Annotated in this window: 24 protein-coding genes; 14 read left to right on the forward strand and 10 right to left on the reverse strand. The window is 63.7% G+C overall.

Translation table 11 applies throughout. The features are described 5' to 3' along the window. Positions 1-49 precede the first annotated feature (49 nt). A complete protein-coding gene (locus HZB49_RS21835; protein WP_291615152.1) occupies positions 50-286 on the reverse strand; it encodes a hypothetical protein in 237 nt (78 codons plus the stop codon). A gap of 157 nt (positions 287-443) precedes the next feature. Next, entirely contained in the window at positions 444-1,406 is a 963-nt protein-coding gene (locus HZB49_RS21840; protein WP_291615154.1) for a VOC family protein, read from the reverse strand. A gap of 203 nt (positions 1,407-1,609) precedes the next feature. Between HZB49_RS21840 and HZB49_RS21845 the strand changes: the two genes are divergently transcribed. After that, positions 1,610-2,545 carry a glycoside hydrolase family 16 protein gene (locus HZB49_RS21845; protein WP_291615328.1) on the forward strand — a complete coding sequence of 312 codons (936 nt, stop codon included), beginning with the start codon at positions 1,610-1,612 and terminating at the stop codon, positions 2,543-2,545. Positions 2,546-2,562: 17 nt separating this feature from the next. Further along, complete coding sequence (locus HZB49_RS21850) at positions 2,563-4,032, forward strand: GH1 family beta-glucosidase (RefSeq protein ID WP_291615156.1); 1,470 nt, start codon at positions 2,563-2,565, stop codon at positions 4,030-4,032. 11 nt (positions 4,033-4,043) lie between these two features. On the opposite strand, the gene HZB49_RS21855 is transcribed toward HZB49_RS21850, so the two are convergent. Both HZB49_RS21855 and HZB49_RS21860 read right to left on the reverse strand, forming a co-directional pair. Beyond that, positions 4,044-4,982, reverse strand: coding sequence for an AEC family transporter (locus tag HZB49_RS21855; RefSeq protein WP_291615158.1), 939 nt, complete (start codon positions 4,980-4,982; stop codon positions 4,044-4,046). 80 nt (positions 4,983-5,062) lie between these two features. Beyond that, entirely contained in the window at positions 5,063-5,479 is a 417-nt protein-coding gene (locus tag HZB49_RS21860) for a hypothetical protein (RefSeq protein ID WP_291615160.1), read from the reverse strand. Positions 5,480-5,676: 197 nt separating this feature from the next. Here HZB49_RS21860 and HZB49_RS21865 point away from each other — a divergent pair, with 197 nt between their 5' ends. Continuing rightward, on the forward strand, positions 5,677-5,871 hold the full coding sequence (locus HZB49_RS21865; protein WP_291615162.1) for a hypothetical protein: 195 nt from the start codon (positions 5,677-5,679) through the stop codon (positions 5,869-5,871). A gap of 14 nt (positions 5,872-5,885) precedes the next feature. Here HZB49_RS21865 and HZB49_RS21870 read toward each other — a convergent pair whose 3' ends face one another. Further along, positions 5,886-7,139 (reverse strand): serine hydrolase domain-containing protein, encoded by a 1,254-nt coding sequence (locus tag HZB49_RS21870; RefSeq protein WP_291615164.1) that lies wholly within the window; start codon positions 7,137-7,139, stop codon positions 5,886-5,888. Between the two features lie 162 nt (positions 7,140-7,301). Here HZB49_RS21870 and HZB49_RS21875 point away from each other — a divergent pair, with 162 nt between their 5' ends. The 5 genes from HZB49_RS21875 (at position 7,302) to HZB49_RS21895 (ending at position 10,611) form a co-directional block, all read left to right on the forward strand. After that, a complete protein-coding gene (locus HZB49_RS21875) occupies positions 7,302-8,051 on the forward strand; it encodes an aldolase/citrate lyase family protein (RefSeq protein ID WP_291615166.1) in 750 nt (249 codons plus the stop codon). A 92-nt stretch (positions 8,052-8,143) separates the two neighbouring features. Then, positions 8,144-8,398 (forward strand): hypothetical protein, encoded by a 255-nt coding sequence (locus HZB49_RS21880; protein WP_291615168.1) that lies wholly within the window; start codon positions 8,144-8,146, stop codon positions 8,396-8,398. A 57-nt stretch (positions 8,399-8,455) separates the two neighbouring features. Beyond that, the gene (locus HZB49_RS21885; RefSeq protein ID WP_291615170.1) at positions 8,456-9,361 is read left to right on the forward strand and encodes a PaaI family thioesterase; all 906 of its coding nucleotides are present in this window, start codon (positions 8,456-8,458) and stop codon (positions 9,359-9,361) included. Between the two features lie 303 nt (positions 9,362-9,664). After that, positions 9,665-10,318 carry a hypothetical protein gene (locus tag HZB49_RS21890; protein ID WP_291615172.1) on the forward strand — a complete coding sequence of 218 codons (654 nt, stop codon included), beginning with the start codon at positions 9,665-9,667 and terminating at the stop codon, positions 10,316-10,318. Then, a complete protein-coding gene (locus HZB49_RS21895) occupies positions 10,315-10,611 on the forward strand; it encodes an HGGxSTG domain-containing protein (protein WP_291615174.1) in 297 nt (98 codons plus the stop codon). The genes HZB49_RS21890 and HZB49_RS21895 overlap by 4 nt, the downstream gene beginning before the upstream one ends. Before the next feature lie 66 nt (positions 10,612-10,677). Here the strand turns inward: HZB49_RS21895 and HZB49_RS21900 are convergent, their stop codons facing one another. Together HZB49_RS21900 and HZB49_RS21905 are read right to left on the reverse strand one after the other, a co-directional pair. Next, positions 10,678-11,079, reverse strand: coding sequence for a type II toxin-antitoxin system HicB family antitoxin (locus HZB49_RS21900; RefSeq protein ID WP_291615176.1), 402 nt, complete (start codon positions 11,077-11,079; stop codon positions 10,678-10,680). After that, positions 11,076-11,270 carry a type II toxin-antitoxin system HicA family toxin gene (locus HZB49_RS21905; RefSeq protein WP_291615178.1) on the reverse strand — a complete coding sequence of 65 codons (195 nt, stop codon included), beginning with the start codon at positions 11,268-11,270 and terminating at the stop codon, positions 11,076-11,078. The genes HZB49_RS21900 and HZB49_RS21905 overlap by 4 nt, the downstream gene beginning before the upstream one ends. Before the next feature lie 272 nt (positions 11,271-11,542). Between HZB49_RS21905 and HZB49_RS21910 the strand changes: the two genes are divergently transcribed. The 6 genes from HZB49_RS21910 (at position 11,543) to HZB49_RS21935 (ending at position 16,255) form a co-directional block, all read left to right on the forward strand. Next, on the forward strand, positions 11,543-12,343 hold the full coding sequence (locus HZB49_RS21910) for an ABC transporter ATP-binding protein (RefSeq protein WP_291615180.1): 801 nt from the start codon (positions 11,543-11,545) through the stop codon (positions 12,341-12,343). Then, positions 12,327-13,097: an ABC transporter permease gene (locus tag HZB49_RS21915; RefSeq protein WP_291615182.1), complete on the forward strand. Its 771-nt coding sequence runs from the start codon at positions 12,327-12,329 to the stop codon at positions 13,095-13,097. The genes HZB49_RS21910 and HZB49_RS21915 overlap by 17 nt, the downstream gene beginning before the upstream one ends. Before the next feature lie 20 nt (positions 13,098-13,117). Next, the gene (locus tag HZB49_RS21920) at positions 13,118-14,077 is read left to right on the forward strand and encodes an ABC transporter substrate-binding protein (protein WP_291615184.1); all 960 of its coding nucleotides are present in this window, start codon (positions 13,118-13,120) and stop codon (positions 14,075-14,077) included. Positions 14,078-14,104: 27 nt separating this feature from the next. Beyond that, a complete protein-coding gene (locus tag HZB49_RS21925) occupies positions 14,105-14,914 on the forward strand; it encodes an ABC transporter permease (RefSeq protein WP_291615186.1) in 810 nt (269 codons plus the stop codon). A gap of 175 nt (positions 14,915-15,089) precedes the next feature. After that, positions 15,090-16,052 (forward strand): hypothetical protein, encoded by a 963-nt coding sequence (locus tag HZB49_RS21930; protein WP_291615188.1) that lies wholly within the window; start codon positions 15,090-15,092, stop codon positions 16,050-16,052. Beyond that, a complete protein-coding gene (locus HZB49_RS21935; RefSeq protein WP_291615190.1) occupies positions 16,040-16,255 on the forward strand; it encodes a hypothetical protein in 216 nt (71 codons plus the stop codon). Before HZB49_RS21930 ends, HZB49_RS21935 begins: the two co-directional genes overlap by 13 nt. A 779-nt stretch (positions 16,256-17,034) precedes the next feature. On the opposite strand, the gene phaC is transcribed toward HZB49_RS21935, so the two are convergent. The 3 genes from phaC to HZB49_RS21950 form a co-directional block, all read right to left on the reverse strand. Beyond that, entirely contained in the window at positions 17,035-18,753 is a 1,719-nt protein-coding gene (gene phaC / locus HZB49_RS21940) for a class I poly(R)-hydroxyalkanoic acid synthase (protein WP_291615192.1), read from the reverse strand. Positions 18,754-18,892: 139 nt separating this feature from the next. Beyond that, positions 18,893-20,269: a sigma-54 dependent transcriptional regulator gene (locus HZB49_RS21945; RefSeq protein WP_291615193.1), complete on the reverse strand. Its 1,377-nt coding sequence runs from the start codon at positions 20,267-20,269 to the stop codon at positions 18,893-18,895. Then, positions 20,259-21,944, reverse strand: coding sequence for an ATP-binding protein (locus HZB49_RS21950; RefSeq protein WP_365858821.1), 1,686 nt, complete (start codon positions 21,942-21,944; stop codon positions 20,259-20,261). Before HZB49_RS21950 ends, HZB49_RS21945 begins: the two co-directional genes overlap by 11 nt. Between the last annotated feature and the right edge of the window lie 135 nt (positions 21,945-22,079).

The following is a 22,079-nucleotide window of genomic DNA, read 5'->3' on the forward strand; positions in this document are numbered from 1 at the left end:
CCTCACGGCAAGATGGCCCGGAGCCAGGAACTCCGGGCCATCATGGGCATCACCAGCCATAACGAACGGCCGGATAGCCGTAGTAGCCGGGGCCGCCATAATAGACGACGCCGGGAGCAGCGTAGTAACCGCCGTAGAAGTAAGCGTCGGCGGCAATTGCAGCAGCAGTCGCCGCAGCCACAGCGGCAGCCGGACGAACCACGCGCACGCCGCGCGCTTCGGCGGGTGCAGAAACGGAAGCCGCAATGGTGGCGGCAGCGACAAGCATCAAGGCAATCTTTTTCATTGGAAGCCCCTGTGAATGAAACCCCATAGACGGGATGGGAATTGGGAAAACGGTCGTTCGATCCGCCTGACAGGAACCCTATGCGATTGTTCCGGCGGCTTATGTGCAAAAGGTCACACAGCCCGGAACCTGGCCCAAGCCATTGAAAAACAGGGAATTACAACCCGATCAGCCGCACCCTCGTGCCCCAGGGGTCGCTGACTTCGATGCCGCCCGTGACGGCCACGACTTCGGCACCCGCGTTGCGCAACCGCTCTTCCTGAGCAGCAAACAAATCGGGCTTCTCGATTTCCAGCGAGAACCAGGCGAGCCCCGTGGCCTTGTCGTCGCGGCGGCCGGCACCGGCGCTCTGCCAGACGTTTAGGCCGAGATGGTGGTGATAGCGGCCGGAGGAGAGGAACGCGGCGCCCTGGCGCTCCCGTGTCGGATCGAAGCCGATGGTGTTGCGGTAGAAGAGGCCCGCCTGCGCGAGATCGCCGACGCGCAGATGCATGTGGCCGATGCGCATTCCGTCCGGCGCTTTCGCATAATCGCTGACCTTGGTGTCGGTGAGCGAAACCAGATCGTCGATGTCGAGTTGGTCGGTGCCCATGGTCACCGTGCCGGCATTCCACTGCCACAGCGCGGGATCGCGATCGGCATAGACCTCTATGCCGTTGCCCTCGGGATCGTCGAGATAGACGGATTCGCTGACGCGGTGATCGGCAAAGCCGGACAGCGGCACGCGATGGATCGCCGCATGCACCAGCCAGCGCGCCAGATCCTTGCGCGTCGGCATCAGGAAGGCGGTATGATAGAGGCCGGCCGCGCGCTTCGACTCTTCCGCGGCATCGGGACGCGCCTCGAGCACAAGAAGCTTCACGCCGCCCGCCCCGAGGGTCGCGGCCGTCGCGCTGCGCTCCATTACGGCAAGGCCGATCACGTCGCGATAGAAGTCGGCCACGGGGTCGAGCTTGCGCACCCGCAAGGTCACCATGCCGACCCGCATCGGGGTGCGGTTGGCGAAAGTCGGCCCGCCGCCGGCGCTGCCTTCGGCGCGAGCGGCAGCGGAAGCGGCGGCGGCTAGCGAAGAGGCGCCGGCCATCTGCAGCAGGGTACGTCGGGTCATGTCGGGGTTCATCGCGGGCTTGCTTCGGTTGATCCGGGTTCCGTCTATCACGTTTTCGCCCCGATGCAGCCCGCAACGCCGCAGCGTCCGATCACATGTTCGTCGACGTTTCTTGCCCGCAGATGCGCCTAACGGTTAAATGCGCCCGGCCAATCAGTATCGGGTGAGCGAGGGACAGTTTGACGCCGCGCGTATTGCCGATCATCGCCGCCCTCATGCTGTCGCCGGCCGCAATGGCGCAGGAGATGCAGCGGCTCGCGCCGACGCAGCTCTCGCTGATGGTGGCAAGCGATCCCGCAGACGAGCGATGCCGGCGCATCGACAAGGCGAGCACGCCGCTATCGGCGCTTTCCCTGCACCGCACCTTTCATGACGATTTCGACGAGCATCCGCTGTCGAGGGGAAAATGGACGCCGCACTACGCCGGCGGCGCCGCCTGGCCGGAGGCGCGCTATTGGGGCGGCGACGGCTCCGACTTCAAACGCAAGACCGCCTGGAACGGCGAGCAGCAGATCTATGTCGATCCGCGCTATGCCGGTCGCGGCGCCAGGCCGCTCGGGCTCGATCCCTTCAGGGTGAAGGACGGGGTGATGTCCATCGTCGCCATGCGCACGCCGCCCGAGTTGCGTGACGTGCTGTTCAACAACGAATACATCTCGGGAATCCTGACGACGCAGGGCTCGTTCGCGCAGAAATACGGCTACTTCGAAATCCGCGCCAAGATTCCTGCCGGCGTCGCGGTATGGCCAGCGTTCTGGATGCTCGCCGACGACGGCGGCTGGCCGCCCGAGATCGACGTGATGGAAGGCCGCGGCCAGCGTCCGGGCGACGTGGTGATGACCACGCATTGGCGAATTTTCGAAACCCAGAAGGTGCACAGCTGCGGCTTTGACTTCGTCGTGCCCGATGCCGTCACCGCCTTCCACGACTATGGCGTGCTGTGGCAACCCGATCGCATCACCTATTTCATCGACCGCAAGCCGGTCGCCGACATCAAGGCGCCCGTCAGCTTCGTCGCACCGATGTACATGATCGTCAATCTGGCGATGGGCGCAAAATATTTCGTCGGGGTCGGGTTTGTCGCAGCCGACTCGCCTGAGACCGTCGCATTCGAGATCGACCGGATCTCGGCCTTTCAAATCGATCCCTGAACTCCGAGGTTCATTCAATGGCTTTGAATTTTTCGCGCCGGCTGCTTGCCAAACTGGCCGGCCTTTCCGCACTCGGCCTCGCCATGCCGGCCGCAGCCGCGGAGCGGAAAGGCAAGCCCGCGCAGGACCGCTTCGTGCCCGCAGCCTTTCCGAAAGCTTTTGTCTGGGGCACGGCCACCTCGTCCTATCAAATCGAAGGCGCGGTCAACGAGGACGGCCGCGGCCCCTCGATCTGGGACACCTTTTCGCACACCGCCGGCAAGATCGCCGATCACAGCAATGGCGACCGCGCCAACGAGCACTACCACCGCTACAGGGAGGACGTGCAGCTGATCAAGCGGCTCGGTGCCAGGGCCTACCGCTTTTCCATCGCCTGGCCGCGCGTGTTTCCCGACGGCACCGGCACGCCGAACCCCAAGGGGCTCGATTTCTACAACCGCCTGATCGATCAACTGCTCGCCAACGGCATCGAGCCCTATGCCACGCTCTATCACTGGGACCTGCCGCAGGCACTGGAAGACCGCGCCGGCGGCTGGCGATCCAGCGACACCTCGAAGGCGTTCGGCGACTACGCCGGCCATGTCGCCGCGCGCATCAGCGATCGGGTGAAGAACATCTTCACCATCAACGAGGCCGGGCGTTTCCTCAATTTCGGCTATGGCTGGGGCATCGACGCGCCCGGCCTGAAACTGCCCGCGGCTGAACTCAACCAGGCCCGCCACAACGTCGTGCTCGGCCACGGCCTTGCGGTGCAGGCGATCCGCGCCGCCGCGCGCAAGGGCACCAGGGTCGGCCCCGCCGAGAACATCGCGGCCTGCGTACCCGCCTTCGCGACGCCGGAGCACATTCGCGCCACCGAGATGGCGACGCGCGAACTGAACGCGGGCCTTCTCGGCGTGATGCTGGAAGGCAAGTACACCGACGGCTTTCTGGAATATGCGGGCAAGGATGCGCCAAAGTTCACGGCCGAGGAGCTGAAGATCATCGGCGCGAAGAACGACTTCGTCGGCCTCAACATCTACGCACCGCAATTCTACATCGCCGCATCCGACAAGAAGCCCGGCTGGGCCGTACTGCCCTTCCCCTCCTCCTTCCCGCACATGAATTCGGAGTGGCTGCACATCGGCCCGGAAGTGATCTACTGGGCGCCGAAGATCGCCGCAAAGATATGGAACATCGACACCATCTACATCAGCGAGAACGGCACCTCGTCCGAGGACAAGCTGCGCGACGACGGCAAGGTCTACGATCTCGACCGCATCAGCTTCCTGCGCAACTACCTCGCCCAGCTGCAGCGCGCGACCTCGGAGGGCGTGCCGGTGAAGGGCTATTTCCTCTGGAGCCTGATGGACAATTTCGAATGGATTTTCGGCTACGAGAAGCGCTTCGGCCTCTATCACGTCGACTTCCAGACGCAGGTGCGCACGCCGAAGCTGAGCACGGAGTTCTTCCGCGACGTGGTGGCAAGGAACGCGATCGGCCCGTAACGCGGCTGACGTCAGCGGGGCGCTGATGTCACCAGCAACACCATGAGCGGAAGCGTCACTGCCGCCAGCATCGTGCCGAGCGCGACGGAGCCGGACACCGGGTTGACGAGCCGCTGGTACTGCACCGCAAAGATATAGGCGTTGGCGCCGGTGGGCATCGCCGCAAACAGCACGACCACAGCCGTCACCAGCGGCGGCAGGTGCAGGAGATGCGCGAACGTCCAGGCCAGCGCCGGCATCGCCAGCAGCTTCAGCGCGCACATCACCACGATGCCGAGCTTCGCGCCCCTGATCTCGAAGCGGTAGAGACTGATGCCGAGCGCGATCAGCGCCGTGGGCGAGCCCGCCTGCGCCAGCAGCTCGATGGTCCTGTCGACGACGGGATGCAGTCCAAGCCCGGTCAGGCGCCAGAGCAGGCCGAGGCCGATGGCAATCATGATCGGGTTGCGGGCGAGATCGAGAATGACGGGCAGCATCAGCGAAGCGGCCGAGCCGGACCGCTTGCGGTCCGTCAGTTCCATCTGCAGCGTGCCGCAAAGCCAGAGCAGCGGCGTGTTCACCGACAGGATCAAGGCCATCGGCCCTGCGGCCTGGCTGCCCAGGGCCGAGAGCGTCAGCGGCACTCCGAGCATCACGATGTTGCCGTAGACGGAGCCGATCGCGAAGACCGGGCCGTCCTCGCGCTCCTGCCGAAACAGGAAGGACATCAGGAGGGCGACGATCCATGTGACTGCCACCGCGCCGTAATAGGCGCCCCACACCTGGAAGGCGCTGACGGAGGGAAACTCCGACACGACGATGGTCCGGAACAGCAGCGCGGGGATGGCGATGCTGAAGGCAAATTCGGAAATGCCCTTGTTGGCCGTCTCGGAGACGAAGCGGAACAGCACCGCCGCATAACCGGCCGCGATCAATGCGAAGACCGGGGCAACGATCAGGACGGTGGCCATGCGGGACTCATTGCCGGGAGATCCGCCAGGGTTCTATCACCAAAGCCCCGTCGCGCCATCCGGGGCTTGACGACGACAGCCTATGACCTCGACCGCAGCAGCTTCATGCGCAACGACCTCACACCCTTGTGGCGCGCGAGGAGGGCCCGGCGCTTGGAGGTGGTGGCGAAGGAGGCAACGAGGTGTATGGCGCCCGCATCGGCATCCCAGGCCGGCTGGCGTTCCGTATCGTGCCTCAGGCCGCGCAGCAGGAAGCTGGTGCGCCGAACGGGTTGCCCGGTAACGGCCTGCGCGATCCGCGCCACCTCGGCGGAGAAGTGGATATCGATCACCGCGGCACGGTATTCCGACGTGGCCCAGCCCCGGAGCTCGTCGCCGACAATCTCCGTAACCTCGAACCCGGCAAAGATCTCGTCATAGACGCGGGCCCCGAGGGCGAAGTTGAGCTTGGCTTGAATTGCGAACTGATGGATTTCCGTCGGACGGAAGGTCTTCATGCAGCAGGAGTCCCCAAAAAGGTGCGCCGTTCGAGTATGTCTGCGGACCGGCCAAAAAGGTTCTGCAGGCAACCATCGAAACCACCAGGGAATAAAGCGGGCCCGGCGGAGTTAAGGGCGGCTTCACAGGGTTATGACCGGGGCGGCAGTCCCCCGTCCCGCTTCCGGTGGTATCTTCAGCCAAACAGGAGACTCCGATGGACCCGATTCTTGTTGTGACGGCCTTGGGATCGATGCTCGTCGTTGGCTACCTCGCCCATGAGCGCGGGCGCAGCCAGACCCGCTGGGTGTGGACTGCGGCGTTGATCGGCCCGCTTGCCATTCCCCTGCTCTATCTGGCCGACGCGGCCGCGGCCGCTCGAAAGGCGCTTGGCGCTGTCAATGCCAACTGACGTTCCTACGCCCGTCAGGCCCGGCGAACGCTGCGGCAAATCCCCTGCTCGAACTCCCGGTAGACCTTCAGGGCCTGGCGGTCGGCGAACGGCAGGATCTGCATCATGATGACGCCGGCCACCCGCGTGGCCGGGTCGATCCAGTAATAAGTGTTGTAGAGCCCGGCCCAGGTCAGGCTGCCGGCCTTGCGGGCACCCGGCACGGGATCGGCATTGATCATGTGGCCGAGCCCCCAGCGCAGCCGCGTGCCGGGGAAGAAATCGACGTCGTTGGACAGCGCCGGATTGGTCGTCTTCATGATGCCGGCCTCGAGATTGCCGATCTGGTTGGCCGCCATCAGGGCCACGGTTTCGGCCTTGAGGATCTTCGCGCCGTCGAGGCTGCCGCCGTTGAGCAGCGCCTGCAGCAGCCGCAGATAGTCCGGCGCGGTGGAATAGATGCCGCCGCCGCCCGAGAACACCGTCGGCGTCTCCAGCTTCTCGAACGGCTGCGCCACCAGTTTTCCGTCGGCGCCGCGCCGGTGCAGCCGCGCCTGCCGCGCGCGCTGCTTCGCGGTGATGGTGAAGCCGGTATCGTTCATGCCGAGCGGACCGGTGATGTTGTCGCGGAAATAACGGTCGATGCCCTGGCCGCTTGCGATCTCCACCATGCGGCTGACCCGATCGATGCTGCCGCCATAGGCCCATTTCGCGCCGGGCTCGAACATCAGCGGCATGCGCGGCAGATCCTTGTCCTTCCGGCTGCGCGCGATCTGGACGTAGCGCAGCACGTTGCTGTCCCACAGCGGATAGGAAAAGCCCGACGTGTGCGTCAGCAGATTGCGCAGCGTGAGATATTCGCGCGCCTCGCGCAGCTGCGGCGCGCCCTTGTCGTCGAACCCGGTGAGGACGCGCGGCGCCGCCAGCACCGGATCGATATTGCCGGCCGGCTCGTCCAGCTTCAGCCTGCCGCGCTCGACGAGCTGCATCGCGGCGACCGAGGTCAGGAGCTTCACCATCGAGGCGATGCGGAAGATCGTGTCGGTCGTCATGCGGGTATCGGCACCCGCGCCGCGCATGCCGATCGCGCCTTCGTAGAGGATCGAGCGGTTGTCCGCGGCCATGGCGACCACGCCGGGAATGGCGTGGGCGGCGACGGCTGAATGCAGCGACTTGTCGAGGTCGTTGCTGCGCGTGGCGGCAAAGGCGGGCACGGCCGGAATCATGCCTGCCGACGCAAGCGCCGCCGCCTGCAACAGAGCGTCACGCCGGGTGATCGGTCCGGTCATCGTTCCCTGTAACGGTCGCCATTCCCGATCTCCTTATACAATCATTTCCGCTGCCCGCGCGAGGCCGGCGGCGGGACCGCCCGGCCCGGCTGTCCTTCCGGCGCATGGTGTGCTCCAGTAACGGTGTTCCCTGCGCCCTGCGAGTTTCCCATGCAAAACGCCATGAAATCCAAGATCCACCGCGGCGAGGTCGCGCTCGGCGTCTCCCTGATGTTTCCCTGTCCGCAACTCGTCGAGATGCTCGCCTATGCCGGTTTCGACTGGGTGCTGATCGATTGCGAGCACGGCTCGATCGGTCCCGCCGATATCGAGGTGATGGCGATGGCCGCCGACGCATGCGGCATCACCGCCATCGCGCGGCCGCGCAGCAACGATGCGGCGGATATCCAGGCCGTGCTCGACCGCGGCGTGAAGGGCGTGCAGATCCCGCATATCAACAGCCGCACCGACGCCGAGCGCGCCGTGGCGGCGGTCAAGTTCGGCCCCGGCGCCGGACGCGGGCTTGCCGCCGGCACGCGGCCGGACCGCTGGGGGCTCGGCGGGCGCATGCCCGACTTCGCCGCGCAGGCCAACGCGCAGTCGCTGGTATGCGTCCAGATCGAACATCAGCAGGCCGTTGCCAATGTCGACGAGATACTGAAGGTCGACGGCATCGACGTGTTCTTCATCGGGCCGTCCGACTTATCCCAATCGATGGGTTTTCCCGGCAATCCCAAGGCGCCGCCGGTGGCCGAAGCGATCGAACGGACGCTCGGCAAGATTCGCGCGGCGGGCAAGGCGCCGGGTATGCCGGCCACGACGGAGTCGTTGCCATGGGTCACGGGCCAGGGCTGCCGCTACGTCTACAACCACCTGCCGCGCATTCTCGACGCCGGCGCCAGCGAGTTCCTGGGCACGCTCACGAAAAGATGACGGCGAGCGGCGCACCTGGTGTGAGCGGCTTCACAGGCGACTGACGGGTTTCGCGGCAGAACGGCGATGCACATCATCGCCGGAGTTGCGAAATGACCGTCACTCCCCGTAGTCACCCGCACGCACTGCCGGTTCTCGGCACCGCCATCGCCATCGTTCTCCTCGCCATCCTCGCGGTTCGGCTGACGGGAACTCCGTGGCAGGCAAGGCCGCAACCGGCCTCGCAGGCGACCGTTGGAGTTGCTGCGGACAAGGCGGCGACAAGGCCGAAGGAACGGGTCAGGTATCAGGCCACGATCGACAATTGGCGGCGTTATCGCGCGACGACATCGACTGACGCGCATTGAGGCGAATTGCCGCCATTTCCCTTGGCTGGCCCGGCATCGCTGGTCTAAAACGCCGGCATGTCTGAAATCTCGACCTATGACGGCCAGCCGCTGCCGTTCGAACAACTCGCAAGCGCCATCGCGGAACGCCGCTCCACCTACGGCCGCGCCAGCGGACTACGCATCGACCGCGCCGAGCGCGGTGAAGCCTGGTCCAGCCTGCCCTACCAATCCCTGTTCGTCGGCGACACCGAGACCGGCGTGATCCACGGCGGCGTGGTCACCGCCATGCTCGACGAGAGCTGCGGCATGGCCGTGCAGCTCGCGCTCGACGGCAGCCGCGCGATTGCGACGCTCGACCTGCGCATCGACTACCAGAAGCCGGCCAAGCCCGGCCTCGACATCAAGGCGCGCGCGGTCTGCTATCACGTCACCCGCTCCATCGCCTTCGTGCGCGCGACCGCCTACCAGGAGACCGAGGACGATCCGGTGGCGACTGCCGCCGCCTGCTTCATGGTCGGCGCCAACCGCAGCAACATGCTGCGCGACCGGCAGGCCCATGACGTGCCGACCCTCGACGCGCCGGAAGACGATTCCGGTCCGTTCGCCCGAAGCCCGTTCGCGCGCTGCCTCGGCATCCGCGTCAGGGAAGACGGCGTGCTGCACATGCCCTTCTCGCAAAGGATCATCGGCAATCCGGTGCTGCCCGCCATCCACGGCGGCATCACCGGCGCCTTGTTGGAGACGACGGCGATCGTCGGCCTCACCCGCGAGCTCGGCGCCTCGACGCGGCCGAAGCCGATCGGGCTGACCGTCAACTATCTGCGCTCGGGACGCGCCGTCGACAGCTTTGCGAGTGTCTCGATCGTGAGGCAGGGCCAGCGCATCGTCGCCTTCCAGGCGCAGGCCTGGCAGGAGGACGAGACCAGGCCGATCGCCACCGCGTTCGGGCATTTCAAGCTGCGGCAGGCGGAGAAGGATTAGGAAACTGCGCTTGCGGCGGGCGCGCACCCCAAAATATCGAAAACAACCCCATGCAAAGTAGCCGGGCGGCGGCCGGCGCCCGAAGAAGCGACTTGACACGTCGGGCAAATCAGCTGCATTCTTCCATTATTCCGAAATCGTGCCGATATCCGCCGCCCGGCAAGTGCGGGCGCATCGGCAGCGATTGCGGGCGAAAATCCTTAGACCCATCATTGAAACAGCACCGGCTCGCCGCGGCGAATGCTTCGCTTGCGCGTGGCCGAACCACGCGCGTGGCCCACGCGCGTGCCAGGGAGTATCGACATGAACACCGCCCCGCACCTCACGATGCCAACGGCGATCGCCGCAACCGGCCCGACCGAAGCTGCCGCAGCCCCGCGGATCAAGCTCAGGTCGAACGGATTTTCCATCGACCATCCGGATCCGGAACTCGGCGAGCAGCTGATGGCGAACGCGCTGGGCGTCGCTGACCGCGACGCGATGGATGGCATCCTCCGGCAGTTGGTGAGAGCCAGCGTAAGCGGCGGCAGCCCCGACGAGGTCAACGTCTCCTTCATGATTGCGATGGTGAAGAGCATCAAGCCCCGGGATTCCATCGAGGCCATGCTGGTGGCGCAGATGGTTGCGGTTCACGTGATGGCGATGCGATGCGCCCAGCACCTGGCGAACGCGAACGACATCGCCCAGCACGACAGCGCCGCGCGCGCCCTGGGCCGGCTCGCCCGCACGTTTCCCGCCCAGATCGAGGCGCTCAACCGCCATCGCAGCCATGGCGAGCCCGCCATCACCGTGCAGAACGTGTCGGTCGCCGACGGCGGCAAGGCCATCGTCGGCAACGTCACGCAGCATGCCAGCGTAATCGTTTCGGACAAGAAGCCAGCATCCGCCGCGCCGAAGGCCTCCGGCTCCAGGCGAGATCAGGATTCTGCCGGTGCCAGGCGGGAAGCGCAGGCATGAGCAATCACCGCCGCAATGCCGGCCCGATGCTGGCGAGCCCGCGGTGCGGCGCCAAGACCCGCTGCGGCGATCCGTGCCGCTCGCCGGCGGTGAAAGGCAAGAAGCGTTGCCGCATGCACGGCGGTGCAGAGGGATCCGGCGCGCCAGAGGCCAACCAGAACGCGCGCAAGCACGGCCTGTTTACTGGGGATGCGATCGCCGAGCGACGGCAGATTCAGGCGTTGCTGGGGGAAGCGCGGAAGCTGCTGGAGGAGATGAAGCGAGCGGGCATTCAGGGGCGCGCAAATAAATAAGAATTCAGTGGCGTGCCGAATGACACTGACAAATTGCGGCGGCGCAAAGTGTCCTCCTGACTTTGCTCACACCGTCTCCAACCGCTCGCGCGCAAGGCTGGCAACAAAAGCGGACCGGGAAAGACCTCGCTTTTCAGCTTCCGCATCGATCGCTTCCAGCAATCCCGCATCAAGGGTGAGGTTGGCGCGCACAGTGCGCCCCCTGTCAAGAACCACCGGAACAAGAACCGCTACCTCGTTCGCAGCCGGATCGATTTCTCGGGCCTTGAGGATTTGCGCCATATTACGAGGCTTGGGCAGGTTATCGCCCTTCGTCATACGGTGGGCGAGCCATTCACGGGCTGCCGACATGGCATCGGCCAGCGCGGCTTCCGGAGAGCGGCCCGCACCGAAGCAGCCGGGAAGGTCCGGAATCCTCACGCCGTAGGTTTTGCCGTTACCGTCGAGAACGCCGACATACTGGGTCATCGAATCCATCCCGCCTTTTTCGCAATGTCGCGCGCCACACCCGGCGAAACCTCGCGGTGACGCGGGACGATCATGAGAACACCGGGTCTGCCGGGATGCTCGAACTTGTCATGATTTCCGCCGTGGAGCTTCCGCCAGCCTTCACGCAAGAGCCGGGCAACGATTTTCCGGGTGTTGGTCTCGTTACCCATAGCCAATCATGTAATCCGGCGGGGGTGTATGGTCAATCAGGAATGCGTATTATTATGCACGCGATCATCGATCGAAGCGCACGAGACGCATCAGGCGAACGATGCGCGACACGACAACCTTGCGGTGCTCGACGTCGCCCAGCGCGGGCCACGGCCTTCGTTGACATTGAGAATGAATGGCACAATAGTTTTGCGCGTAGACGAACGACTGTTCAATAGGCGAACAGACTCGATTTGCGCACAGGCATTCCTGGGCGAGCGCGAGGGACGATGTGAGCCAGAGGCTGGGGTTCGACCGCGTTACGAAGGTCTTCGAAGGGAGCGGAAACGACGCTGATTTCGTTGCATTCGACGACATCACGCTCGAGGCCGCGCCTTCGGAGTTTCTCGCCGTCGTCGGACCTTCGGGATGCGGGAAGTCGACCCTGTTACGGATGGCCGCAGGTCTCACGGACCCCACCAGGGGCAAGGTCGTCCTGGACGGAAAGCCCGTTCGGGAGCCGCCGCCGGGCGTGATCTATCTTTTCCAGCAATATGCCAAATCCCTTTTCGCGTGGCGCACGGTCATCGACAACGTCATGTTTCCCGTGGAGGGCGCGCCCCGGGCCCGGCGTGGCGAGTTGCGGGCGCAATGCAGGGATTATCTGCGGCAGGTCGGCCTCGACGGCTTTGAAGACAAGTATCCCTGGCAGCTCTCCGGCGGCATGCAGCAACGCGTCGCCATCGCGCGGGCGCTTGCCGCCGATCCGCAGGTGCTGCTGCTCGACGAGCCCTTCAGCGCCGTGGACGCGCTGACGCGCATGGAGCTTCAGACCCTGATGCTGCAATTGTGGGAGCGGCGGAAGTTCACCGCGATCCTCGTCACGCACGACGTCGAAGAGGCGATCTTCCTTGCCGATCGCGTGGCCGTGCTGGGCGCGAGGCCCACCTCGCTCAAGGAGGTCATCGACGTCGGCCTGCCCCGGCCGCGCGACCAGCTCACGACCCGCGAGGATCCGCGCTTCCTGAAACTCCGCCATCACATCACCGCCTCCCTGCTCGCAAGGAATGACGGGCATGTCGCGTCGGCGTGAGCGCCTCGGCCTCGGACTGCTGGGACTGGTTTCGCCGGTCCTCGTGCTGTGCATCTGGGAGTTCGCTTCGCGCCTTGGCTGGACCAACCCGGTCCTGCTGCCGAGTCCTTCACAAATCACCGCGGCACTGTTCGCGCTCATGACCTCCGGCGCGATCGCCGGTCCGCTGGCGCATACGGCGGGCCTGTTCGTTGCCGGCTATGTGCTCGCCGTGCTCATCGGGGTGGGCATCGGCATCGCCATGGCCACGAGCGAGACCCTCTACGGGCTCCTGGAGCCCCTGGTCGAAATCGTGCGTCCGATTCCGAAACCCGCGCTCGTCCCCGTGCTGTTCCTGTTCCTCGGCATCGGAAAGGCAACGATGCTCACCCTCGTCGTGCTCGCGGCCGTGTTTCCGGTGCTGATCAGCACCTTCCAGGGCGTCAGGGGGCTCGATCCCGTTCTGCTGGAAACGGCGCGCACGTTCCAGGTCTCTCGCGCGCGCACCATCGTCTCGATCATCCTGCCGGCGTCGCTGCCGATGATCCTGGCCGGGATGCGCGTCTCGCTCGGTCTCGCCCTGGTGATCGTCATCCTCGCCGAGATGCTGGCCGGCGAAGACGGTATCGGCTTTCGCATCCTCGACCTCGAGCGCTCATTCCAGGTCCGCGACATGTTCGCGTGGATCGTCGTGCTGGTCGCGATGGGGGGAGCATTGACGAAGTTGTTCGATATCGCCGAGCGAGGCCTGGTGCCCTGGCGCGGCCGAAGCTGAGGATCAAAGGAGAAGAGAACATGCGCAAAGCATTGGTTTGGCTGGGATTGGCAATGATGGGTCTCGTCGCGCTGCCGGCTGCGCCGGCACCGGCGGCCGATCTGGAAAAAGTCCGCATCAGCATCATCCCGATCGGCGACGTGGCGCCACTGTTCGCCGCCGTTCAGAACGGCTATTTCCGCGAGGTTGGGCTCGAGATCGACACGACCCCGTCCGCGGGCGGCGCGGCCGGAATTCCCGGGCTCGTCGGCGGCAGCTTCGATATCGCGTATGGCAACGTCGTGTCGGCGCTGCTGGCCGCCCAGCAAGGGCTCGACGTCAAGGTCATCGCGGCCGGCACCAATGTCACGGACCCCAAGCTCGATGCCACGGGAATCTTCGCGAAGAGCGATTCCGGGATCAAGAGCGGCAAGGACCTCGAGGGCAAGAGCATCGCCGTCAACACCCGCAACAACGTGATCTGGCTCTATGCCCGCGCCTGGGTCAAGGCGACGGGCGGCGATCCCGAGCGCGTCACTTTCAAGGAAGTGCCGTTCCCGCAGATGGAGGACGCGCTCCGCCAGAGCCGCGTCGATGCGGCTTTCATGGTCCCGCCGTTCTCCATCGTTGCCGCGCAGAAAGGCGGCCTGAGCAAGGTCGGCATGCCCTATTCGGACGTGCAGCCCGGCGTCGACGTCGGCCAGTACATCACGACCGGAAAGCTGCTCGCGGCGAGGCCCGACACGGTCAAGAAGTTCGTCGCAGCACTTCGCAAGGGCATCGAATGGTACAATGCCAACCTCACCAACGAGGCGCTGTTGACCCTGATCAGCGGCTACACCAAAGCGGATGTCGCGCTGCTCAAGCTGGCCCCGGTGCCGACCGCACCGGTCCGCTCCGATATCTCCCAGATCAGGAAGACGATGCAGCTGATGATCGAGAGCAAGCTGCTGCCCGCGCCGCTCGATCTCGACAAGATCGTCGATCCCCTGGCTCGTTGAGATCAGGAGAGTTCGCGGGTGTCGGCGATGGACGGCCTGGCAGGCGTGCGGGAGAAGCGGAGTTCACGCCGGTCCGGTCCGAACGGAATGGACCGCCGCGCCTACGGCTTCCTGCTGCTCGCCGTGCTGCTGTCGTTCTGGGAACTGTCGTCCCGGGCGGGCTGGATCGTCAGCGCATACTGGCCGCCCGTCTCGCACATCTTCGCGGCGGCCATCGCGCAGCTGGCAGGCGGCGAAATCCTGCTTGCGCTGGCCTCGACGCTGCGCCGGGCCGCGATCGGCTACATTGCGGCTTCAGTCGCGGGGATCGTGCTCGGGATCGTGCTGGCCCGGAACCGCGTGCTGCGATACGGCCTGCTGCCGCTGATCGAGATCGTCCGGCCGATGCCGACACCGGCCGTGATCCCGCCGCTCATTCTCTTTCTCGGCGTCGATGACGCGCTGAAGATCTTCATCGTAGCACTGGCGAGCTTCTTCCCGATCTTCAGCAACACCTTCACAGGCGTCGCCGCCATCGACGACACCCTGATCCAGACCGCCCGGACCTTCCGGACGTCAACGGTTCGCCTGCTCGCCCGCGTCGTGTTCCCCGCGACCTTGCCTGCGATTGCGGCGGGCCTGCGCACCGCGACCAGCCTTTGCCTGGTCGTCGCCGTGCTGTCCGAGATGATCGCGGGCTCCAGCGGCATCGGCTACTATCTGGTCGAGACGCAATACGCGATGCGGCCCGACCTGATGTACGCCGCCGTCCTCTATCTCGCCGCAACGGGCTACGCGCTGAACAGGATCTTTCTCGCACTGGAGGCGCGCATGGTCCCGTGGATGGGCAGGTCGTGAGCCCTGTCCGCCAGGATTGCCTTCAGGACTGCAAAGCGGGAGATAATCGACTATCATCTGCGCAGACCGCCCGAAGGCGGCAATCCAATTCACGATCGCCGGATCATTGCCGGAGCAGCAACTGAACCGGGAGCGGGTCGAACAAGGTGGAGACGTTCCGTTGCTGCAGTGGGGAATGCACCTTATCAAGCGCCTTTGTCTCGCCGGCACGATTGCCGTTTGCGGGACGGCGGCATCCCTTGCAACGGAGCAACCGTCCGAGATTCCGGCCTGGCTGCAGAGCCACGTCGGCGAAGGCGAGGGTCAGATCGCCCAGGTGGTGTTGCAGCGGGCGCGCGCGCTCTATCTGAAGAAGGTGGCCGAAGGCGTCGTCAAGAACCCCTGCTATTTCGCCATGGACGCGACGCATCCCCACCGTGGCGGATCGGGGAAGCGGTTTTACACGATCTGCGAAGCCGACCGGACGTTTCGCGCGGCCGGCACGGGCCATGGCAGCGGCCGCAACGTCAAGGGCGCGAACTTCGGCAACGGAAAAGAATGCGTGAAGAATTTCGGCAATGCGCAGGACTCGTATTTGACGACCGGCGGCGCCTATGTGACGGCCGAAACGCGAACCTTGTTCAAGGGCTATTACCGCAATTCCGCGAAACAGGAGGCCACCCTGGTGCGCTCGTTCGTGCAGTTCGACGGCGAGGGAGAGACCGCCAACGCCAGGGAACGCGACATCGGCGGGCATGCGGCCGTCTTGCTGAGGCAGATACGTTATCGATATATGCCGAAGAGTCCCTACGCGAATGAAAACGGCTGCGTTCCGGTCGGCAATATCGAGGACTACGCCAGCGGACGCAGCAACGGCTGCACAAGCTGGTCGTGGTCCAACGCCGAACAGATCGTTCCGTTGATGAAGGATCCGACGACGATCTACATCTACCCGGAATCGGAGGACATCAAGGCGGTCGCGCAAGACATCTCGGCTCGCCGGCGGCATTCGTCCAGCAGGCCTTACTGGAACGCCGCCTGCCTGAAACAGATCGGCGCTCCGAAATTCTGGTCGAGGGAGCAGCTCGAACCGATGCTCGCGCGATATCGCAAGGAGCCGGAAGCGGGCCCCGGCCGGGCGCCGACGTGCAAGAAGTAGGTTCTGCTTCTCTCAATCCGCTGTGCTCGGGCGGCTTCGGCATGCACGGCGGCACACCGGCATCCGGCGCGCCAAAAGCAAACCAGAACGCGTGCACGCATGACTTCTTCACCAAGGATGCGATCGCCAAGCGAAGGCAGGTTCAGGCGCTGTTGGGTGAAGCACGGAAGCTGTTGGAAGAGCTTCCGCTTAGCAACGCGTAGTTGCGTAACGGTGTCTTGTCTTCCATACTCCGTAGGCGATCGCTTTTTGTGGATGATGTTGGTCGAAACTCATGAGCGAGCAAGCTAAACGGCTGACGCCGGCATGGCGAATGGTAATAGTGCCGATAGTTGCTGCCCTAATGTCGTGGGAGCAAGTCGCAACGGCGGTCACAAAGTTGACCTCCGCTCCCGGTGGTGGATTCTCGATTTCCGGCTTAGCGGTGATTACTGTTCCGACTCTCTTCTATGCGTGGCTCCTAAAGAATATCAGCCGAGTAATCATTCAAACTTGAACCTTGCCGATGACGCGGCGCACCGGAAGTCGCTCGCTCTTACCTACATGGGCCTTCTTCAGGACGAAAAGCATCCCGCATCCGATCAGGATCGAGCGATAATTCTCAATGCGTTATTCAGGCCCATTCCGCCGCAAACAAACGACGAAGGCCCGCCAGCGGGACTAATTGGATCTGATCCAAAAGAAATGAGGAACGTTGCAGAAACGTTGCCTGTCCCAACCCAAAGCAGACTGGGACAAATACCGCGAAAATGCCGACGAGATCGATTTGTTGAGCATGGCGCTCCCTAGGGAAGCAAGACAAGGCAATGAATTCAAGGCTTTAGAGAGGTGTTTGGGTCAGAAAACGCGTCATTGTTTTTCAAGGCGTTTCAGAATGGCCGCCCAAACTGGAACGAGGAGAAACTTCACTTCGTGCGGGTAGCATCCTTGCCGTTGGAAGGCATGTGTCACGCCAATTTGTCCGGCGAGCCAGGCTCGCTCTTTAGTCCGCCTTGGCCTTCACGTATCGGCCAGGCGCAGATTCACCGGGAGGATAGAGGTTGCTGCCGAGTTGCGTGCGCGCCGGCAGTTGCTCTTCCGCCCGCGGCTTGAGCCAGGCGATCCAGTCATTCCACCAGCTGCCCGGCTGTTCGTCCGCGCCCGCCAGCCATGCCGCCGGGTCGTCGCATCGATGGTCCGAAATCCAATAGCTCCTCTTGTTCTTCGACGCCGGGTTGATCACACCGGCAATATGCCCGCTCGCGCCCAGAACGAAGCGAATGTCGCCGCTGAACAATCCCGTCGTTCGATAGGCTGAGCGCCAGGGCACGATGTGATCCTCGACGGTCGCCAGAACGTAGGCAGGCAGATCGACGCGGCCCAGATCCACGGGCGTGTCGCACATCGTCAACCTGTTCGGCTCCCGGAGATTGTTCTCCAGGTACATATTGCGGATGTACCAGCAATACATCGGTCCCGGCAGGTTGGTCACGTCGGCGTTCCAGAACAGGAGATCGAAACGCTCGGGCGATTTTCCTTTCAGGTAATTATTGATCACGTTCGGCCATATCAGCTCTTTCGAACGCAGGGTCTGGAAGACGAACCCCAACTCGGCGCCGCGGTAGATGCCGCCATTCCCGATGGTCTGCTCACGCTGTCGCACGCTCTCCTCGTCCACGAATATGCCGAGATCGCCCGGTTCGCGGAAATCGAGCATGGTCGTCAGCAGCGTCACGCTGGCGACCGATTCGTCGCCCCGCGTCCGCAGGATCGCGAGTGCCGACGACAGGATGGTTCCGCCGACGCACCAGCCGACGACGTTGACCTTGTCGGCACCGGAAATCGACCGGGCGATCTCGATGGCGCGCATTGCGCCATGCTCGACGTAATCATCCCATCCAAGATGCCCGCAGGAGGCATCCGGATTGCGCCAGGAAACGACGAAGACCGTCATACCGTGTTCGACCGCAAACCGGACGAAGGAATTGGCCGGCTGAAGGTCAAGAATGTAGAACTTGTTGATACAGGGCGGCACGATCAGCAACGGTCGCACGGCCACCTGCTCCGTCGTCGGCTCATATTGAATGAGTTGAAACAGGTCGTTCTCGAATACGACCGCGCCGCTGGAAGTCGCGACGTCCTTTCCAACCTCGAATGCGGTTTCGTCCGTGATCGTCAAATTGCCCTTGCCCAGATCCGCCATCAGATTGTCGAGGCCGGCCTTGAGACTTTGACCTTCGCTGTCGGTCGCAAGCTTGATGACATCAGGGTTGGTGGCGATAAAATTGGTCGGGCTCATCGCCTCAACGAGCTGGCGCGTGAAGAAACGGAGCCGGTGCTTTTCCTTTTCGTCCATGTCCAGGGCTTCGACGAAGTCGGTGCAATAACGCGAATTCAGCAGGTAGTATTGCTTCAGTATGCTGTAGAGCGAATTTTCCCGCCATTCAGTGCCATTGAACCGACGATCGCCGCGCGGGGTTTCGACGCCCCCTTCGCTCTGCCCGGCTGCTGCTGATTTGATGATGTATTCCGAAAGTTGGTACAACCCCTTCAGATAGTCGGCCTGCAATTCGGCGATGCCTCCCGACGAACCCAGAGGCAAGCTGACCGCCGCGCCGTCACGCTCGCCATTCGCTGCCCCGCCCAGAGACCGCCACAGGCTCGCGCCCGCCTTCATGAATCCATCGACAAACTCGTCCGGCATATTGAATGGCCGATTCATCAGATATCCCTCACTCAGCAGTAGGATGAAGTGTTGCGTTTCCTGTTCCGGGCAGCTTCTTGCTGGCGCCCTTCATTCTCATTGCCATGTCCGGCAACACGGCGCCGCCCAGCGGCGTCATAGAGTTCACTCGCCTTCGTCAGGTTCCTGACCGGACGATCGCGCCTTCGCGGATACCGTCAACGTTGACGGCGAGACGCTTTATCTTGTCGTACAAGGTTTGCTTCGGGACGCCCAAGAGCGCAGCGGTTGCCTGCACGTCGCCCTGTTTGCGCCGCAGCGCGTCTTCGATGATCGACCGCTCGATGTTTTCCAATTGCCGGGGCAACGACAGATCCGACGTGCCAAACCCGGCCTTATTGATCGCCTTACCGTCGAGAACGCCCAGCACAAAACGGTCGGCGACGTTGCGGAGCTCTCGTACGTTCCCCGGCCACGAATAGGCCAGCAAGACGGACAGCGTCTGCTCGTCCAATATTGGCGCGTCGCGCTCGAAGCGTCTGGCGGCATCCAGCGTGAAGTGCTCGAACAGCAGCGGAATGTCCTCGCGTCGCTCGCGAAGCGGCGGCAGTTCGATGAATGCGACGCCAAGGCGATAATAGAGATCCGCGCGAAACAGCTTCTTTTCGCTCAGCTCGAGCAAATTGGTCTTGCTCGCAGCCACGACGCGGCAATCCACCGAGATCGGCTTGTTGGTTCCGACGCGCTCGATCGACCGGTCCTGCAACGATCGCAGCAGCTTCACCTGCACGCTCAGCGGCATGCTCTCGATTTCGTCAAGGAACAGCGTTCCGCCATTCGCATATTCGATCTTGCCGATACGCTGGCGGGTGGCGCCGGTGAATGCGCCGACCTCGTGACCGAACAACTCGCTCTCGACCAGCGACTCCGGCAGGCCGCCGCAATTCACCGCGACATAGTGGCCGGCGCGGCGGCCGCTGTGATTGTGCAGACAGCGCGCGACGACGTCCTTGCCGGTTCCGGTCTCGCCATAGATCGTGACGTCGACATTGGTAGCGGCCAATGTGGATACCAGCCGACGCACTTCCTGTATCTGCGGCGATCGGCCCAGCAGGCTCGCCTCGATTCCCTGGCGGTCCGCCAACGCCGATCGCAACGAGCGCACTTCCAGCGTAAGCCGGCGCTTTTCCACCGCCCGGCGCACCACCGAGATCAGCTGCTCCGAGGAACACGGCTTCTCGATGAAGTCGTAAGCGCCGTTGCGCATCGCGTGCACAGCCATGGAGATATCGCCATGCCCGGTGATCAGGATCACCGGCAGATCCTGATCCAGCCTGCGCAGATCGGCCTGCCATTCGAGGCCGCTCTTGCCGCGCAGGCGCACGTCGCAGACCACGACGAAAGGCATATCGGCGCGCACAGATGCGCTGGCGGTCTCGACCGAGGCAAATCCCGACACCGAGAATCCTGCAAGCTCGAGCGCCTGAACGCCGCCGATCCGGACATCCTCGTCGTCCTCGACGTAGATCACGCCAATTGATTGATCATCGCCCATGCGAAGCCGCCTCTGTCATCTCGGCCAACGGAAGGATCACGACAAATTCGGCGCCATCCGGAAGATTTCGCGCATGCAATTCGCCGCCAAAGGAACGCGCGATATGGTTGGAGAGCATCAGGCCGAGGCCGAGCCCCTTGCCCGCAGGCTTGGTCGTCACGAACGGTTCGAACATGCGCTGCAGAACATCGGACGCGATCGCCGGACCGCTGTTGCTGATGGCGATGCGGCAGCGGGCGGCCTGTCCCAGTTCCCGGGTCGCCCGGATCAGGATCGATTTTCGCTCGACGCTCTCCACGGCATCCAGCGCATTCGCCACGATGTTGCAGAACAGCTGCTCGAGTCGGGTCTGATCGGCAAGGACGCAGAGATCGGCGTCGATCCCCGTCACAACGTCGACGCCTCCATCTTTGACACGCCCGGCCAGGATCTTGAGGGATTCAGCCATGGCATGTTCGACGGAGACCGTATCGAGCGGGCTGCTCGACTTGTAAGCGAAGACCCGCAGCTGGCTGGTCAGGCGCCCGAGCCGGCGCACCAATTCGCCGATACGGGTGAGATTGCCACGGGCATCGCCGATCGACCCGCGGTCGACGTACGAGATCGCATTGTCAGCAGCAGTCTGCAAGGCCGCCAGCGGCTGGTTCAATTCATGCACGATGCCGGCGGACATCTGGCCAAGCGCAGCCAGCTTGCCGGCATGGACAAGTTCATCCTGCGCAGCCCGCAGCTCGGCGGTCCGTTCCTGCACTCTGGTCTCTAGCATGTCGTGCGCGGCCTGCAACGCAGCCTGGTTGGCAAGGCGCTGCCTGATCTCTCTCCGGCGTTGCAACACGAGACCAGCTGCCAGCAACGCAACCATGGAGGCAAGGCCCGACATCCCGCCGATCACGAGCGCGGTCTGCCGAGTAGGCGCCTCGTCGTCGAGAAGGACCAGCTTCCAGAGGCCCCGGTTGATTGGAAACTCGCTCACCGTATATGCGGTTCCGCTCTCGGTGGTGACGCGGGACCGAGCGACCACGGTCCATCCGAGCGGCGTCAGGTCATGGTTGCCGTAGGGTTTGGATCGCGAAATTTCATCACGCATCTGAGCCGACAGCGGTGCCATCGGCCGATAGCGCCACCCGTCGCGGGAGGCGAGTATGGCGACCTGACGCTCGTCCAGCAGGATAATGTCACTGTCAATGTCGCGCCACGCACGCTCGAACGAATCCAGATTGACTTTGACAGTAGCGACACCTCTCGTCGCGCCGCCCTCCTTCAGGGCATAGGAAAGATAGTAGCCAGCGCGCGCGCTGGTGATGCCAACACCGAAAAACGCCCCTCGGCCTTTCGCGAGAGCCTCGCTCACATATGGGCGATACGACAGGTTCTGGCCGACCGGCGTGCCCGGCTCCTCGAAATCAGCCGCGGCCAGGGTGTCGCCCGAAACACCTAAGACGTAGAGGTTGTCGGCGCCCGCAAGCAGGTTGATGGATTTCAAGTACAGGCTAACCGAATGCTGCAATGCGGCATCGGCTGGAGCAGCAAGCAATCGGAAGACGCTCGGCGATGTCTCCAGCAATGACGGCAAATATTCAAATCTCGAAAGATGACCGTCGAGCCTGGCTGCTTCCATCGCCAGCCGCTGCTGCGCGGCAACATGCAGATGGTCCAGTCCGCGCTGGAACGCCACGGCATATCCAAGCCACGAAGCGCCAGCAACAAGGGCCAGCGCAGCCGTTCCGCGAACAAGCCAACGTATGGAGCTGGGGGCCACCGAACTAACTTCGGGACTCCTCTTGATGTTCACCGGGGATGAAAGCTCCGT

Source organism: Bradyrhizobium sp., assembly GCF_016219575.1.
Taxonomy (GTDB): domain Bacteria; phylum Pseudomonadota; class Alphaproteobacteria; order Rhizobiales; family Xanthobacteraceae; genus Bradyrhizobium.